The following is a 15,671-nucleotide window of genomic DNA, read 5'->3' as shown; positions in this document are numbered from 1 at the left end:
AGGGCTTATACAAGCCGGGTCTTATATGTGATGGTGTATACAGTAATCCAACCATCCTGTCTTTTTATACAGTGATTTGACTATATACAGTGTTTTATCCAGTGTAAAGCCGCTCAGGTTATTTTCTTGCAGCTCCCTGACTGGTAGTGCTTTGGTAGTGTGATAGAGTGAAAAACTTCACACTCCGCCTCAGAGAGAACCATGAATAAAACCATCACCTTGAACATGCCAGACGTAGTCAAAACCGCCGACGGGAAAGAGCGCAGGGTGGGTGTGGAGATTGAATTGTCCGGGTTGGGATATCAGGAGTTAGTTGACCTGGCCGGGGAGTTGTTGGGCGGCGTTGCAAAACCGCAGTCCCGCTATGTGAGCACGCTTGAAACCCCCTTGGGCAGTTTCATCATTGAACTGGATTCCGACCCGATCAAAGATCTGGATCTTGCAGACGAGCGGCTTCCCCAACCCATTCGGGAACTTGGCGGGCAGGCAATGGAGGTTATAGACGCAGCGGCTGAATTGATTGTGCCGCTGGAAATTGTAAGTCCGCCCATGGCTTTTTCAGACCTGCACCAGATTGAGACTCTGGTCGACGAACTCCGGGAAGCGGGTGCATTGGGCAGCAGAAACGCGATCTACTTTGCGTTCGGCTTACAGCTTAATCCTGAGCTGCCAGACCTCAAGCCGACAACACTTGTGCGCTATTATCAGGCGTTTGCAGTGCTATATGATTGGCTAAAAGCTCGCCATCAACTGGATATCAGCAGAAAGTTCACCCCCTACATTGAGCCGTGGAGCAGCAAGTACACCGACCTGTTGATTGAGGACAACTACGCACCAGATCAGCGGCAAATGATGGTGGATTACCTGGAATCCAACCCTACTCGTAACCGAGCCCTTGATCTACTGCCCCTGTTTGCTCATCTCGACAAACCCCTGCTCGACGAATACGTTGAAGACCCCCGCATCAAAAGCCGGCCAACCTTGCATTACAGACTTCCGGACTGCGACATAGATAACCCTGACTGGCATTTCTCCACTGTCTGGAATGACTGGGTCGTGGTTGAGCAACTGGCCAACCACGCTGAGGATTTGAGAGAACTTCGCGCCCTGTTCATGGACAGCCGTAAAATCAGCATACGCAATCTGACCACAAGCTGGCTGGAAACCTCTACACACTGGCTCGAAAGCAAAGGCTATGTCTGAACACATCGAACCTGACGACAGCCTGCCCGGGCTGACGATAGGCATCAGCGGCCCGGCTCGAAAACGTTTTGCCCAACGCTTGATTAGCCTGGCACTTCGCCTGAAGGGTGCGCATACCTACTACATACGCCCTGGTGCCAGGGTGGATGTGTCTCTGCTTGACGGACTGGTGCTTTCCGGGGGTACCCACGTGCATCCTGAGCGTTATGGCCAGCAGCCGCAGGTAAGCGCCAAGTATGACAAAGCACGGGACACCACAGACCAACTGCTCCTCGAACAAGCAGAAGCAATAGGAATCCCGGTACTGGGTATTTGCAGAGGGGCGCAGTTCATCAACATATTCCACGGTGGCTCCCTGTGCCAGAACGTTACCCCCTTAAGGGTAAACACCAGACACCGCCCTTTATTGCTGCCGATGCAAACCGTACGACTTGTCGCAACAAGCTTGCTGGGGCAGGTTATGAGAGCGCCGGTAATAGGCGCAAACCGCATACACAGCCAGGCCATAAAACAGCTTGGAAAAAACCTGAAGGTGACCGCGGTGGATAACGACCTGTTTGTTCAGGCCATTGAAAGCACCCAGGGGCAATGGCTTATGGGGCTTCAGTGGCACCCTGAATACCTGCTTTACCATGCCGGGCACAGGCGCATCTTTGGTCAGTTTCTGGAGGCAGCCTTAACCGTCAAGCTGGCCCGATTGAGCCAAACTGCTCCAGCTCATTGAGCGTCCGCTGCAACTGACAGGCCTGACAGAGTTTAAAAATCCCGGGTGTAGAAGATATCCAGAGATGCAGCCAGCCCGCTGGCTGCCTCTAGGTAAAAGTACTTACCCAGATCATATCGCAGCGCTACTGTGCTGATCGGTTCGAAAATTCCGACCCCATAACGGATACTGAGTTCATCAGTCAGGTACCCACTGGCTACTACCGACGTTTGGTCGCCACTGCCCTCTGCTTCCAGAGTCAACTGACGAATGCCGAACTCCTCACCGATTTGCCCTGTCACCTTGTTTACCTGGGTCAGGCCAAGTGAAATAGCAGCACGACTCATCTGACCATCATCACCCTGCCCACCGGGCGCCCGACCAAGAATGACATAAGACAGCGCCTCTGCTTGCGGCATGGAGGGGTTTGAGAACACTTCGGTTACGGGCGCCTGCACCGGGCCGCTTAACCGAATCCCTGCCACCACAGAATCCACTTGACGGACAGCTTCAATATCGAGATACGGCTGGACCAGGCTGCCGACAAACAGCAATCGCGCCCTGCGCAGCTCAAGCTCCTGCCCAAAGGCCTCATATCGACCATTAACCAGTTGCAGTGTGCCTCTGGTATCCATGTCGTTATTGATCCGCAAAGAGCCTTCCAGATCGCCGGTCACCCCGAATGCCGCAAAGGTTACCTGATCCTCACCGACCACAACCGTCACATCCATATCCAGCGAGCGGATAAGAGGCTCTTCCTGCTCCACACCTACAATCACTTCGTCTTCAGATACGGACACCGCCTGATCAGGCAGGCCTTTGATTTCGATACTCCCGCGGGGCACCTCAAGCCGGCCTTCCACACTCAGTGCACTGTCACGGAATGCGATAGTCAGATCTGGCACCACTTCCACGTGAGCGTAGGGTTCAAGACTAAAGGGTAGCCGTTCCCCGGTAATGCGAATTTGACCACCGGGAGCTCCCTGCCAGTCGACCTCTCCCTCAATGATTGCTTCACTGCGGGGATTGCTATGAATCCGGCCGCGAATATCAGCGGAATAGCCGTTGAGCTCCACACTGACAATGACTTCCTCCATGGGGATCGGTAAACGTGGATCCACCACCCGCCCGTTGCTCAATGTTATCTCGCCCCTCACTGCAGGCTTCATGAGGGGGCCGGAAATGGTTCCCTCACCGTTAACCTCTCCAGAAATCTCCTCAAGCCCGCTAAACAAGCCGGCCAGGGCAATATCGAGACCGTCCAGTTTGAACTTGCCTTCAACCGGCCGGTCTTCGTCCATGGGGTCCAGACTCACATCCACCGAGAGTTTGCCAAGCTCCGGCCCCGACAGTCGCACAGCGAGGTCTGCCTGTTCAGGTTTCAGCTCCAACTCCGTCGTCAGAGTTGTGTAAGTCAAGGTTTCCCACTCACTATCCAGCAGTATTTCGAAACGGCCTTCGCCAGCATCCAGCGCTATCCGCCCGTCGGGACCTGAATCGTTAGAGGTAAAGGCAATCTCACCATTAATGCTGGAATGCCAGCGCAACGTCTCTGGCAGAATCGGGGCCAGAGCCGTGGCCGGGAAGCTGTCAATCCGGTAGGCGATGCTAGGCACTGGCAGCAGGGTTTGATCATCAGCACAAACAGAGCTTTGCTGCCAGTTCCAGCAGTGGGCAGCAAAACGAAGCTCGCCGCTCTCTCCGTATACAAGCCCGGCGGGGGCCCCAAGTTCCCAGCTCTGCTCCTGCTCAGGCACATCAATCACACCTCTTGCCAACTCGCCCTGCCAGCTTGTCCATGCTTCACCCGCTGCGCCCTGAAAATCCAGCTGCAATCTTGCTTCGTCATGTTGAACATCGAGCGCAACTGTATGATTCCCCTGAGTGCCTTGCGCCCTGACGATTAACGACTCAATGGTTTGGCCACCGGCGGTAATGCCTTTACCCTGTAACTCGGCGTTAAGACGGAACCCCTGCTCCAACTGGGCGTTTACATCCAGAATCTCAACAACCAGCAGGTCTTGCCAGCGCAATTCAGTTGCACTGGCCGTCAAGGTTCCTCGCGGGCTATCAGGGCTGCCCGAAAGCCGTAGCTGAAGATCAGCCTGCCCGCCTAGGCCCGGCATAATTTTCCCCGGCTCCGTCAGCATAAGGTTAAGGCTGGCTTTTAACTGTGTCCCCCATCGACCACTACCCTCAACCCGATTATCACCAACAGCCAGTTTCAGTGCAGGAACATCCCAGTCACCGCTTGAAGTATCAAGGCGGCCAGCTATCACAGCGGGGCTGGAGCGCCATTGCCCCGACAAGTCCCAGCCGGCTTTCATATCGGGAATAGGGCCGTCTGTAAGTTGCCCTTCTGTAGTAACACCACCGCTGAGGTCTGCATCCAGCATTGGCACCCAGTAGCCCGGATTAAAGTTCTCCAACTCCAAAGCCGCCCGCCAACTCAAAGGCCCGGAAAACTTGACCGTCCCCTCACCGGAAAGTGATCCTGCATCGGTAATCGCAGAGAGCTCGGTCAGACGAGCCTGGGTAGTATCGCCATCAACCGCCGCTGCTAACTCTGAACTGCCCTGGGGGCTATCCACTTCTGCAGTGAGATTCGCCTGATAACGCCCATCCCGCCATGAGACGCTTCCGTTCAGCATGCGTAAATCAATCGGCGGCTCTTCCAGATCAGCAATCAACGAATACCAGGGAAACTGCCGTAGCTGTATGTCTGCTTCTGCACTCAAGCCGCCTTGCCATCGGGTACTGCCGGTCACTATGACATTTCGGGGCAAGTTGTCTGCCTCGCCCTCCACGCCCTGATTGCCTGCAGACAGTTCCAGCCGTATATCCTTGGCACCATTGGTTGTAACCAATCCCGCCAGCGTCAACTCAATGGGCCCACCGGTACCTGGCAATATGGCCGCCCCATTAGTCTTGAAACCGCTCTGCAAGCTGCCTCGGGCCTCAGCAAACCAGTTCTTCAGCACCAGGGTGTCTGGCTGAGCCTCCACCGCACGAAAAGATTCAGAGGTTACCCGTAAACGCGCTGGCAAACTGGCTGCCAAAGGCTCCACTTTCCCCTCCAGTGAAGCATTCAGATAACCTCGGCTCTGCCCCGCCAGTGCAAGATCCCGCACGCTGCCAGAGAGTGCCAGATCAATCATCCAGTCGGCGCCAAAGGGCGGCGGCAGTGACGCATTAACCTCAAGATTTACTGGCCAGTCCCGCCGCGTTTCAACGCGCCCGGAAGCCTCCACTATGTAATCGTCCCGTTTGTAGTAAACCCGTTCCAGCATCCAGTCAGACCCGGAGCCCTTGGAGTCAAGTTCAAACCTGTCCCAAACTTTGCTGCCATTAAGGGTGAACGTGCCTAGCCTTACATCACTAACGCTGAGGGCGAGCGGTAGCTCAAGCCTCGGCAAGCTGATGTCATCCGGGGAGCCTTGCTGGTCGTCTGAAGGCTGCACATTAACGTCCAGTCGTTCCAGGTGAAGGGTTTCAAGACACACTTGCAGATCAAAAAGACAGGAGGGTGACCAGTCTATGAAAGGGGCTTCAACCGTCACATCCACCCCATAGCCGCGCCACTTGATTCGGTCTGCCTGCCAGGTTCCGAACAGCGAGCCATGGTCGTTCACTGCCTCAAGCCCGGGAACCTGATCAATCACCCAGGCTGTACCTGTTTCTGAGCGCAGCGCCAACAAAACGGCAGCGCATAAAACGACTGGAAGAAAAACAAGTAAACCCAGAATTAGTAATAGCCAGAATCGAAGGCGCCCCGTGCGCGTGCGCCGGGATTTTGATGGTGCGTCAGCAATGCTATTGCCCTTGTCCAACTCCGTCACAACTCTGGCCCCATCGAGAAGTGAACCCGCCACTCGCCGCCAAACTCAGGATTCAGACCTTTGGCAAGATCCAGGCGCAAAGGCCCCAAGGGGCTGATCCAGCGAATGCCAGCACCGACCCCGCTGGCAAGAGGATCAAACAGGTCATTAACTGCGTTGCCATGGTCAGCAAAAAGAGCGACACGCCACTTTTGGGCAAACTGATACTGGTATTCAGCACTGCCCACAAGCGTATAACGCCCGCCCACCGGAACGCCGTTTTCGTTCTCTGGCGAGAGAGTCTGGTAACCATAACCGCGAACACTTTGGTCACCACCGGCGAAGAAACGCAAGGAGGGCGGCACATCTTCAAACCGGTTGGTCCCCACACCACCAATCTGAAGCCTTGATAAAAAGCGATGTTTTCCCGCAAATGTGAACAAGCCTTTGGCAATAGCATTCACATGCAGAATATCCACACTGGAAAGAGCCGCCCTGTGGGAGCCGGTTACGTTAATCTGCAAACGATAACCCTTGCTGGGGTCCAGCGGCGAGTTGACGTGTAACTTGGAATAGCCAAGCCCCGGAAGCAGCAACGTACTTGTTCCCTGCTCATCACCAATAATATTAAAGCGCTCCCCCTCCCAGTTCAAAGACAGCACCTGCAACCATTCATTATCCAGCTGGTGCTGCCATTGCTGCCCAAACGTCAGTAACTCTGATTCGATGTTTTCGATATCTTCGCGCTGATAACCTGCCGTAAAACGGATGAGATCCGTCATCGGCGGATCCAGAGGCAGCTCATACCAGGTACTCAGATTTTGCCTTGGCTCGGAGAGCTCTGTTTCTGCTCCGCGCGTGTGCCCCATGGGATTGATCCAGTGCTCCCGCCATGTAGCCCGAAAACGCGGCCCAACGTCTGTGGAAAAGCCAAGGCCAGTGGAAATGGAGCGGCCATCCCGCCGGGTCAGACTGATACGAACGGGTATAACGCCATCTTCTGCGCTGGAGGGTGAGGCATCAATGTCTACGCCGGAGAAATAACCACTACTGAGCAGATCGCTGTTCAGCTTTGCTATTTCATCTGCGTGGTACGGAATGCCCGGTTCAAACGTAACAAAATCGTGCAGGAGGTCAGTTTCAAACCAGTGCCCTTCTTCAAAGGTAACCGCTCCCAGCCGATACCGGTCGCCGCTTTCGAACACCAGCGTAATGTTGGCCTCCAGGGCCTCGGGGTCCACCTCAAGACTGCGGGTAACAAGCCGGCCATCAAAGTAGCCCCTGCGCCTGGCACGTGTTTGCAGGGTATTCCGAAGGTTGCTGTAGTCGCCATGATTCAGCACATCGCCTTCCGCTGGATGCACAGGCAAGTTGTCGGTAAAGCGCGAGTCGGTCGCGGCAGCACCGCGGATCTCAACAATGCGGGACTTGATACGCACCGGGTCGCCAGGTGTTATTTCCAGGATCAGCCTGGCTGTTTCTTCAGAGTCGCCCTCTTCCACCTGCCAATCCACAACCGGGCTGTAATAGCCTAAGGCTCGCAACCCTTTGCTGGCCTGACCAACCGCCGTAGATGCATAGCGTCGAAGATTGCCTGCACTGCGGCCCTCCACCTCACCAATGAAAGCTTCAGCATTTTCCTTAAGACCGGGATAGTCACCTTTGACACGAACCTCAACCTGTTGGGCAAGGCCCGTGGAAGACCACAGCAAAAGCAGCAGGCCCAGCAGCCGGATCGGTCCCGATTTCAAAATGTGATCAAGTGATAGCATCCGGCTGTTTCAGTGTTGCTTGTAACGGAAGTGATTATCGCTCAAGCGTGAGAGTTTAACGACGGGTGGTCAAGTTAATACGCGCTCAGACAAGTCGTCGGCCCAGTGCAAATGCGCTAACCTGTCGAAATACCAGAGAACGTTATTAGACCATAGAGGACGGATACCAGCGAATGCTGAAAATTAACCGCGAGAACCTGAAATCCAGCCACCAGACTACCTGGTTGATTATCGATTTCCTGATGCTGGGCCTGATCATCATCAACCTCGCGTTTATTATCTGGGATTCTGTCTATAGCTTCATTGCTATCCAGAATGCGCTGAAGGAACACCTTCCGGCCTTTCAGGCCGCCTACCACCCTATTCACGAAAACTTCATTTTTTATGATGCCATGTTCGTCGCAGTCTTCCTGGCCGAATTTTCTCTGCGCTGGGCCTATGAAATCAAGGCCAAAGTGTACGACCGCTGGTACTTTTACCCCTTTATCCACTGGTATGATCTGGTGGGCTGTATACCTGTAGGTAGCCTGCGATTCCTGAGAATTTTGCGAATCGTGTCTATTGTGCACCGCTTGCATCAGCACAAGATCATCGATGTTACCAGCACCGGAATTTACCGCTTCTTCAATTTCTACTATGAAGCGTTCATGGAAGAGCTTTCAGACCGTATCGTAACCAAGGTGCTGAGTGGTGTGCAGCACGAAATAACTCTGGGCTCTCCGCTTTTTGAAAAGGTCCAGAACGATATCCTGTACCCACGGCGGGAGATGCTGTCCGGATGGATCTCCCAGCGGGTTGCTCAGGCTGCAAAGGAAGGTTACGTCCCCAACCGCGGAGCATTGAGAAATTACCTTGAGGACCGGGTTGACCATGCGCTGAAACAAAATGTGGAACTGTCACGGCTCAAATACCTGCCAATAGTAGGCTCAACCATTCAGGAAACCCTTGAAGATGCAGTGGGCGATATTGTAGCCAACGTTATCCAGCAGATTCTGGAAGACCTGGCCTCTTCTGCAAACCATGCGTTTATTGAAGATATCGTGAACGCCTTTATTCGCGGGCCAGGAGAAGCAGACAGCGTTGAAGCAAGAAATGAGGCACTGATCGCGCTGATTGTCGAAATCATCGATGCCATCAAAGGCCAGGTCAAAGTCAAACGCTGGCGAGAGCAGCTCCCCTAACATAATAAGAGACGCACTATGGATGTACTGCATTATCAGCCGGCCCATGAGCTGCTGGCACAACTTGAAGCTGGCACCCTGAGCAGCGAGAAGCTTGTGACGGAACTGCTCGCAAGAATCCGCGAGCACAACCCGGTGGTGAACGCCATTGTTACTCTCGACGAAGCTCGCGTGCTTGAGCAGGCGCGGAAAGCCGACCAGAAGCGAGCATCTGGCGCAGCAGTCGGCCCCTTGCACGGACTTCCCCTCACCATAAAGGACACCTGGGAAGTGGCCGGGATGACATGCACTGCCGGCGCCAGCGCGCTGCGCGATCACAAGCCTGAGCGCCATGCCGATGTAGTGCAACGACTGGAAGATGCCGGGGCTATTATTCTGGGTAAAACCAACGTGCCTGTATACGCGACCGATCTGCAAAGCTACAACAAGCTGTTTGGCGTAACCAACAACCCGTATAACCCTGCCCACACCCCGGGCGGCTCTTCAGGTGGCGCGGCTGCAGCCTTGGCGGCGGGGATGACACCGCTGGAGGTGGGCAGCGATCTGGCGGGCTCGATTCGCATTCCAGCGCACTTTTGCGGCGTATTCGGGCATAAACCGTCGCGCTCACTGGTGTCATTTCGCGGACACATTCCCGGGCCGCCAGGCACGCAATCGCAACCGGATCTGGCAGAGGGTGGCCCTCTCGCCCGGAACGCGAAGGATCTCGAACTTTTATTAAAGGTAATTGCCGGTCCCAAGCCAGTTGACAGCCGGTGCTGGCAGCTGGAAATGGCGCCCTCACGCCTGAAAACCCTGAAACAGGCACGGGTGGGGCTATGGCTGGAAGACAGCTTGTGCCCGGTAGAACAGGAACTGACCGACGGCTACCGGGCACTAGGCAAACAGCTTGCAGACAAAGGCGCTCTTGTATCAGAAGCAAAGCACCCCCTGTTGAACCTTGAGCACACACTACCTGCCTACTTCAATCTGCTGGGTAGCCTACTAAGCACTTCGCTAAAACCTGCCCAGCGCCGCCAGCTTAAATGGATTGCCCGACTGGAAAAGTGGCTTACTTTCTTTGGCCCCATGACACCCTTCATTGGTGAATATGGCCGTGGTGCAAACCAGCCCTCCTATCAATGGATGGCCATGAGCGAGGCGCGGGAGAAGATGCGAGCAGAGATCGAAACCCTGTTCCAGGAAGTAGATGTGCTTCTGACGCCCATAACACCCACGGCGGCTATCCGGCATGATCATTCCAACCCCGTGTTCAAACGTCGTATTACCGTTGCTGGGCAACCCCGCGCTTACATGGATCAGTTTTGCTGGATTGCGTTCGCCACGCTTCTCGGATTACCAGCCACGTCCGTTCCCATAGGCCGGACCAGCGAAGGACTGCCGTTTAATGTGCAAGTGATTGGAGCACCGGGGATGGACCTTACCACCATTGGTTTCGCACGCTTGCTTGAAGAGGCCGGGCTGGCCGGGTTCGAGATTCCGAACGGGTTTTAACGCCCAATAGCCAAGTAATATTCTCTCTGCGAACCTCTGAATAATGCCGCCAACTTTGGCCGTGTTATACAGAGGTTTGTTATTGCTTACTCATTCTTTGCAATATAGGACTGATAAACGGCAAGCGACGCATTCAAGCTGTCTCGATACGCAGCACCGTATTGATTGCCACCCGATTCCGCTTCACGAATCGCTGCACTGTATTGCCGGTAACCTTGCTGAGCAAATGCCAATGCAGCAGGCACACCATCCCGCCCCGCTACAAAGGCAAGACGCTCCCACTCTCTGGTTTCTGCGTCGCTCATAATGCTCCTTTCGAACAACCCGGTTCATTTCAATGGTTGATGCAACATAGCCGGCGTGCGCTCCTGCTCCACAATACCAACTCTGACCAGAAAATCACCAAACCGCTCCCGGGCATTCCGCTTTTGCTGATAGGCGCGGAACAGGGGGCGCAACTCGTCCAGTATGGTGTCTGTATCAATATTCTCACGGTAAAGCCTGTTCATACGCTGGCCTGAGAAATCCGCCCCCAGATAGAGATTGTATTTGCCTGGCGCCTTGCCAGTCAGTGCAATCTCTCCCAAATATGGCCGTGCGCAGCCGTTCGGGCAACCGGTAATCCTCAGGTTAATGGCATCTGGTTCCAGCCCCTCTTCTGCCATGGTTCTTTCAACCCGGGTCACAAAGTCCGGCAGAAAGCGCTCGGATTCTGCCATCGCCAAGCCACAGGTTGGCAGAGCAACACACGCCATGGAGTTCTGGCGCAGGGGTGAACTGCGATTGCCGGCATCCAGCTTGTATTCCTCTACGATGGCATCCACTGCTGCTTTTTTCTCAGGTGCGACGTTGGCGATCACCAGATTTTGATTGCAGGTAATCCTGAAGCTGCCGTTGTGCGCTTCTGCAATCTTTCGCAATGCCGTTCGCAAAAGCCCGCTTTCAGTATCGGCCACCCGACCGGTAGGAATAAGCAGCGTAAGGTGCTGGTTACCATCTTCGCCCTCAACCCAGCCAAACCGGTCGCCGTTGTGGCTCAAGCTGAACGAGCGCGGTTTTTCAAAGGCGTGCTTGTGGTATTCCTCAAAACGCTCACGGAACCAGTCCATGCCGTAATCATCAATGGTGTACTTGAATCGAGCATGGGCGCGGTTGGTACGGTCACCGAAATCCCGTTGAATGGCACAGATTGCTTCGCACGCATCCACAATCTGCTCTTTCGCAACATAGCCCGCCATTGTAGCCAGGCGCGGATAGGTGGCCGGATCGCCATAGGTAAGCCCCATTCCTCCACCAACGACCACGTTGAACCCACGAATCTGGCCATCTTCAACAATAGCGATCAGCCCGATATCGTTAGCAAATACGTCGCAGTCGTTTTCCGGGGGAATCGCCAGCGCAATTTTGAACTTGCGGGGAAGATATTTGTATCCGTAGAAAGGCTCCTCTTCCTCGCCCAGTTTCTGGACGCACTCTTCCCCTAGCCAGATCTCGGCATAAGCTGCCGAGCGCCAGCGCAACCGTTCACTGATTGCCAGAGAGAGTTCATGAATTTCTCCGTGCAGCTGCGACTGATGAGGGTTTACGTTGCTGATCACGTTACGATTCACATCGCCACAGGCTCCACGACTGTCCAGTCCCAAAGCATGGATTTTCTGCATGAACGGCTGCATCTGCTCCTTGAATACGCCGTGGAACTGGAACGTTTGGCGTGTCGTCAGGCGCAAGGTAGAATCCGCACACTCGTCGGCGATTTTATCCAGGCCCAACCACTGATCCGTGGTCAGAACACCCCCGGGCAAACGCAAACGCACCATAAACTGATACAGCGGCTCAAGCTTCTGGCGCCGGCGTTCATCCCGGACTTCCCGGTGATCCTGCTGGTATGAACCGTGAAATTTGGTCAGCTTGGTGTCGTCTTCCGGCAAGGCACCGGTGGTACGATCCGCCAGCCCTTCCAGAATGGTTCCACGCAGATAGTTACTTTCCCGCTTGATCACTTCGGCTTCAGGCAATTTTTCACTCATCAGTACACATCCCGCTGGTAACGTTTATCCCGGTTTAACTGGCGCAGGTAATCCTCAGCCTGCTTCGGATTCAGCCCTCCCTGCTCACTGGCAATATCCAGCAATACCTGGTGCACATCCGGGGCCATTTTGTCGGCATCGCCGCACACATACAGACTGGCGCCGCGCTGCAGCCAGGCCCATACCTCGGCGCTGTTTTCCTTCAGGCAATGTTGCACATAGCGTTTTTCAGCCTGATCCCGGGAGAAAGCCACATCCAGCCTTGTAAGCAGGCCATCACGTCGCCACTTGAGCCATTCCGATTGGTAGAGAAAATCACTGCGAAACCGACGATCACCAAAGAACAACCAGTTTTCACCTTCCGCCTCCCGTTCTTCCCGCTCCTGCAGGAAGGCACGGAAGGGCGCTACGCCGGTGCCCGGGCCAATCATGATCACCGGCTTGCTGTCATCCGGCAGGGCAAACTTCGTGTTGGGATCGATATAGACTCGTAGCTTGGCGCCTTCACTCATCCGCTCAGATAGCCAGACAGATGCAACACCCTCACGATTTCGACCATGGCTGGCATAGCGCACGGCGGCCACGGTGATATGTACTTCATCTTCCACGGCGGCTTGGCTGGAACTGATGGAGTAGAGCCTTGGGGGCAGCTTGCGCAACAGGTCAACCAGCGTTTGTGGTTCAAGTCCGGCTATGGGCCAAGCTTGAACCAGATCCAGAAGGTCACGCCCTTCTGTCCACGCCTTCATTTCAGCCCTATCTGCCACCAAAGCCTTTAGCGCATCACTCTCCACCCGATCTGCCCAATGCTTCATTAGCGGCGGTGTAAGCAGGGTGATTTCCCGGTAGAAAGCCAGGGCCTCCCGCAGCGGAATATCGCTCTCCTCCACGAACACACGCTGCTCACCATCAAAGCCCAAGGCACTCAACAAATTGTTAACCAGGGCGGGGTTGTTTTCCGGGTATACACCCACCGCATCACCGGGTTTATAAACAAGCCCGGAATCCTCCAGTGACAACTCAATGTGCCTCACCTCCTTATCGGAACCTCGGCCACTGAGTAATTGATTGGTGAGAATAGTCGCCGGATAAGGATTCTTCCGGCTAAAGGTCGAGATTGGTCGCTGCGCTGCCGCAATCGGGCTATTAGCCGCAGGCTGACTCGCTCCTGCCTCACTGGCAATGGTTTCCAGTACCCGGTTGATCCAATCTTCAGCTTGATCCTCATAATCCACATCGCAATCCACACGCTCAGCCAAAGCCGTTGCGCCCAGAGCCGCAAGCTTGTTATCGAAATCCTGACCGGTTTTGCAAAAATGCTCGTAACTGGAATCTCCCAACGACAGAACACTGTAGCGGAGGCCATCCAGCTTCGGCGCTTTTTTACCATGCAGAAACTCATGCAAATCCAACGCATTGTCTGGTGGATCGCCCTCCCCATGGGTAGATGCCAGCACCGCCAGGTACTGTTCATTCTTCAATTGCTTGGGCTTGTAGTCAGCCATATCTATCGCTTTGGCGGATACGCCTCTGTCCAAAGCACGGGCGGCCAGTCGCTGTGCAAGCTCCTCTGCATTACCGGTTTGCGAGCCGAATAAAACGGTCAGTTCAGGGGTTGCAGACACGGGCGCGTTTGCGGAGCCACCCGAGCACTTCCCGGCCAGAAATCCAGCCAGCCAGAAAAGCTGACCTTCACCTATGCCGTCAAGAAGCTCTGCCAACCGCGCCTGCTGATTCGCAGAGAGGGGAGATGATTTCAGATCTGTCGTCATGTTGGATGATCCGTGTGGGCCGTAAATAAATTACCGGTTTCAACCAAACCTGTTGAAACCGCCACTACTCTAGGAATCACTAAATAAGCGACAAAATGAAATAGACAGGACAAACAAATCGATATATTCGATATATGGGCTAATTAGCTGTTTTTTATATACATTAAAGATATGCAAAATAGCTCTAACCGAAATGACCTTAATCATTTCATAGAATATCGAAATACTTTTAAGCTGATACCACTTTTCTCATGCACAAGGGGCTTCTCAGCAGGCTCCCTCAAGGAGTATCAGCAATGTCACAGAGTGCATCTTTACACACCCACCAAGTAGTCATTATCGGCGCCGGTGCTGCTGGCACCAGTGTTGCCGCATCGCTGCTTCGACAACGCCCTGGTCTGGATGTCGCCATCGTTGAACCAGGCGATGTGCACTACTATCAACCAGCTCTCACACTTGTGGGTGGCGGTGCATATTCTCTGGCCAAAACGGCTCGCCCCCAAGCGCAAACCCTCCCGAAAGGCGCACGTTGGATAAGAGCTGCTGCACAGGAGCTTCAACCGGAACAGAACCGGATTATTCTTGATGATGGCCGCTCCTTTGGGTACGACATTCTGGTCGTCACGCTTGGCCTGAAGCTGGACTGGGATAAAGTAGAGGGCTTGCGGGAAACTTTGGGGCACAATGGCGTATGCAGCAACTATGCCCCCTCAGTGGCAGAATACACGTGGCAATGCATCAAACAGTTCCGTGGCGGCAAAGCCTTCTTCACGCAACCTCCGGCCCCAATCAAGTGCGCCGGCGCACCCCAAAAAATTGCTTATCTGGCCGCAGACTACTTCCGCAAAAATCAGATAGCCGGGCAGAGTGAATTGAGGTTTTACGCCGCAGGCGGCGCCCTTTTCAGCGTGCCGGACTTTGTCCCGCACCTGGAAAAGGTGGCTCGCAGGCACAACATCGGTCTTTTGATGAACCACAATTTGGTTGCTGTGAATGGCGACACGAAAGAAGCCACATTCCGCTTTACCGATGGCGAGGGAGAAGCCCGGGAAATAACAGAACGCTTTGATCTACTACATGTAACGCCACCACAGTGCGCCCCCGACTTTGTAAAAGCCAGCCCACTGGCGAATGCCGATGGCTGGGTAGATGTAGACCAGCACTCACTGCAGCATGTGCGCTTTCCCAATGTGTTCAGTCTGGGGGATTGCAGTTCGTTGCCAACGTCAAAAACAGCGGCTGCCGTCCGCAAGCAGTCGCCAGTAGCGGCCACCAACATTCTGGCTCAACTGGCGAACGGGCAACTGAAGGCAAGTTACGACGGCTACACCTCCTGCCCCATCGTCACAGGCTATGGAAAGGTGATGCTTGCGGAGTTTGTGTATGGCGGGAAGGTAACACCCACCCTGCCCCTGAGCCCCTTCAAAGAATCTGCCTTCTACTGGCAAGTGAAGAAGCGTGCGCTGCCTCCGTTTTACTTTGACTACATGCTCAGAGGTCGAGAGGGAGATATTGCACACAAAGCCCGTTAAGGCGGACCGCCGCAGGGGTAATTCAAAGAGTCAAAACGAAAAAAGGCAGATCAGTGAGTAACTGATCTGCCTTTTTTATATGGTAGCGGGGGCAGGATTCGAACCTACGACCTTCGGGTTATGAGCCCGACGAGCTACCAGACTGCTCCACCCCGCATCAAACTGGTTG

The 15,671-nt window shown here is 54.5% G+C and carries 10 protein-coding genes and 1 tRNA gene; 5 read left to right on the top strand and 6 right to left on the bottom strand.

Going from position 1 to position 15,671, the window contains the following annotated elements:
- Positions 1 to 201: 201 nt before the first annotated feature.
- Complete coding sequence (locus FFI61_RS02795) at positions 202 to 1,203, top strand: amidoligase family protein (RefSeq protein ID WP_227714564.1); 1,002 nt, start codon at positions 202 to 204, stop codon at positions 1,201 to 1,203.
- A complete protein-coding gene (locus tag FFI61_RS02790) occupies positions 1,196 to 1,927 on the top strand; it encodes a gamma-glutamyl-gamma-aminobutyrate hydrolase family protein (RefSeq protein ID WP_200201183.1) in 732 nt (243 codons plus the stop codon). The genes FFI61_RS02795 and FFI61_RS02790 overlap by 8 nt, the downstream gene beginning before the upstream one ends.
- Before the next feature lie 32 nt (positions 1,928 to 1,959).
- On the opposite strand, the gene FFI61_RS02785 is transcribed toward FFI61_RS02790, so the two are convergent.
- The gene (locus tag FFI61_RS02785; RefSeq protein ID WP_320159552.1) at positions 1,960 to 5,745 is read right to left on the bottom strand and encodes a translocation/assembly module TamB domain-containing protein; all 3,786 of its coding nucleotides are present in this window, start codon (positions 5,743 to 5,745) and stop codon (positions 1,960 to 1,962) included.
- Positions 5,742 to 7,475 carry an autotransporter assembly complex protein TamA gene (locus FFI61_RS02780; protein WP_227714563.1) on the bottom strand — a complete coding sequence of 578 codons (1,734 nt, stop codon included), beginning with the start codon at positions 7,473 to 7,475 and terminating at the stop codon, positions 5,742 to 5,744. Before FFI61_RS02780 ends, FFI61_RS02785 begins: the two co-directional genes overlap by 4 nt.
- A 194-nt stretch (positions 7,476 to 7,669) precedes the next feature.
- Between FFI61_RS02780 and FFI61_RS02775 the strand changes: the two genes are divergently transcribed.
- Both FFI61_RS02775 and FFI61_RS02770 read left to right on the top strand, forming a co-directional pair.
- Positions 7,670 to 8,677 carry a hypothetical protein gene (locus FFI61_RS02775; RefSeq protein WP_200369191.1) on the top strand — a complete coding sequence of 336 codons (1,008 nt, stop codon included), beginning with the start codon at positions 7,670 to 7,672 and terminating at the stop codon, positions 8,675 to 8,677.
- 18 nt (positions 8,678 to 8,695) lie between these two features.
- Complete coding sequence (locus FFI61_RS02770) at positions 8,696 to 10,171, top strand: amidase (RefSeq protein WP_200369190.1); 1,476 nt, start codon at positions 8,696 to 8,698, stop codon at positions 10,169 to 10,171.
- Positions 10,172 to 10,257: 86 nt separating this feature from the next.
- On the opposite strand, the gene FFI61_RS02765 is transcribed toward FFI61_RS02770, so the two are convergent.
- From FFI61_RS02765 to FFI61_RS02755, 3 genes are read right to left on the bottom strand one after another with little or no spacing between them, the layout of a single operon-like run.
- Positions 10,258 to 10,476 (bottom strand): hypothetical protein, encoded by a 219-nt coding sequence (locus tag FFI61_RS02765; RefSeq protein ID WP_200369189.1) that lies wholly within the window; start codon positions 10,474 to 10,476, stop codon positions 10,258 to 10,260.
- A gap of 24 nt (positions 10,477 to 10,500) precedes the next feature.
- Entirely contained in the window at positions 10,501 to 12,198 is a 1,698-nt protein-coding gene (locus FFI61_RS02760) for an NADPH-dependent assimilatory sulfite reductase hemoprotein subunit (RefSeq protein ID WP_227714562.1), read from the bottom strand.
- Positions 12,198 to 13,970, bottom strand: a complete 1,773-nt coding sequence (locus FFI61_RS02755) for an assimilatory sulfite reductase (NADPH) flavoprotein subunit (RefSeq protein ID WP_200369188.1) — start codon at positions 13,968 to 13,970, stop codon at positions 12,198 to 12,200. Before FFI61_RS02755 ends, FFI61_RS02760 begins: the two co-directional genes overlap by 1 nt.
- 296 nt (positions 13,971 to 14,266) lie before the next feature.
- Between FFI61_RS02755 and FFI61_RS02750 the strand changes: the two genes are divergently transcribed.
- On the top strand, positions 14,267 to 15,502 hold the full coding sequence (locus FFI61_RS02750) for an FAD/NAD(P)-binding oxidoreductase (RefSeq protein ID WP_200369187.1): 1,236 nt from the start codon (positions 14,267 to 14,269) through the stop codon (positions 15,500 to 15,502).
- A gap of 80 nt (positions 15,503 to 15,582) precedes the next feature.
- Here the strand turns inward: FFI61_RS02750 and FFI61_RS02745 are convergent.
- A tRNA-Met gene (locus tag FFI61_RS02745) sits at positions 15,583 to 15,659 on the bottom strand.
- Between the last annotated feature and the right edge of the window lie 12 nt (positions 15,660 to 15,671).

Origin of the sequence: Marinobacter sp. DY40_1A1 (genome assembly GCF_016597815.1) — a bacterium.
Lineage (GTDB): Bacteria > Pseudomonadota > Gammaproteobacteria > Pseudomonadales > Oleiphilaceae > Marinobacter > Marinobacter xiaoshiensis.
The sequence above is the reverse complement of the archived record's forward strand: the minus strand, read 5'-3'. Positions and strand labels throughout refer to the sequence as shown.

Coding starts and splice junctions, on each gene's coding strand:
- FFI61_RS02795 (WP_227714564.1), top strand. CDS start 202: ATGAATAAAACCATCACCTTGAACATGCCAGACGTAGTCAAAACCGCC.
- FFI61_RS02790 (WP_200201183.1), top strand. CDS start 1,196: ATGTCTGAACACATCGAACCTGACGACAGCCTGCCCGGGCTGACGATA.
- FFI61_RS02775 (WP_200369191.1), top strand. CDS start 7,670: ATGCTGAAAATTAACCGCGAGAACCTGAAATCCAGCCACCAGACTACC.
- FFI61_RS02770 (WP_200369190.1), top strand. CDS start 8,696: ATGGATGTACTGCATTATCAGCCGGCCCATGAGCTGCTGGCACAACTT.
- FFI61_RS02765 (WP_200369189.1), bottom strand. CDS start 10,476: ATGAGCGACGCAGAAACCAGAGAGTGGGAGCGTCTTGCCTTTGTAGCG.
- FFI61_RS02760 (WP_227714562.1), bottom strand. CDS start 12,198: ATGAGTGAAAAATTGCCTGAAGCCGAAGTGATCAAGCGGGAAAGTAAC.
- FFI61_RS02755 (WP_200369188.1), bottom strand. CDS start 13,970: ATGACGACAGATCTGAAATCATCTCCCCTCTCTGCGAATCAGCAGGCG.
- FFI61_RS02750 (WP_200369187.1), top strand. CDS start 14,267: ATGTCACAGAGTGCATCTTTACACACCCACCAAGTAGTCATTATCGGC.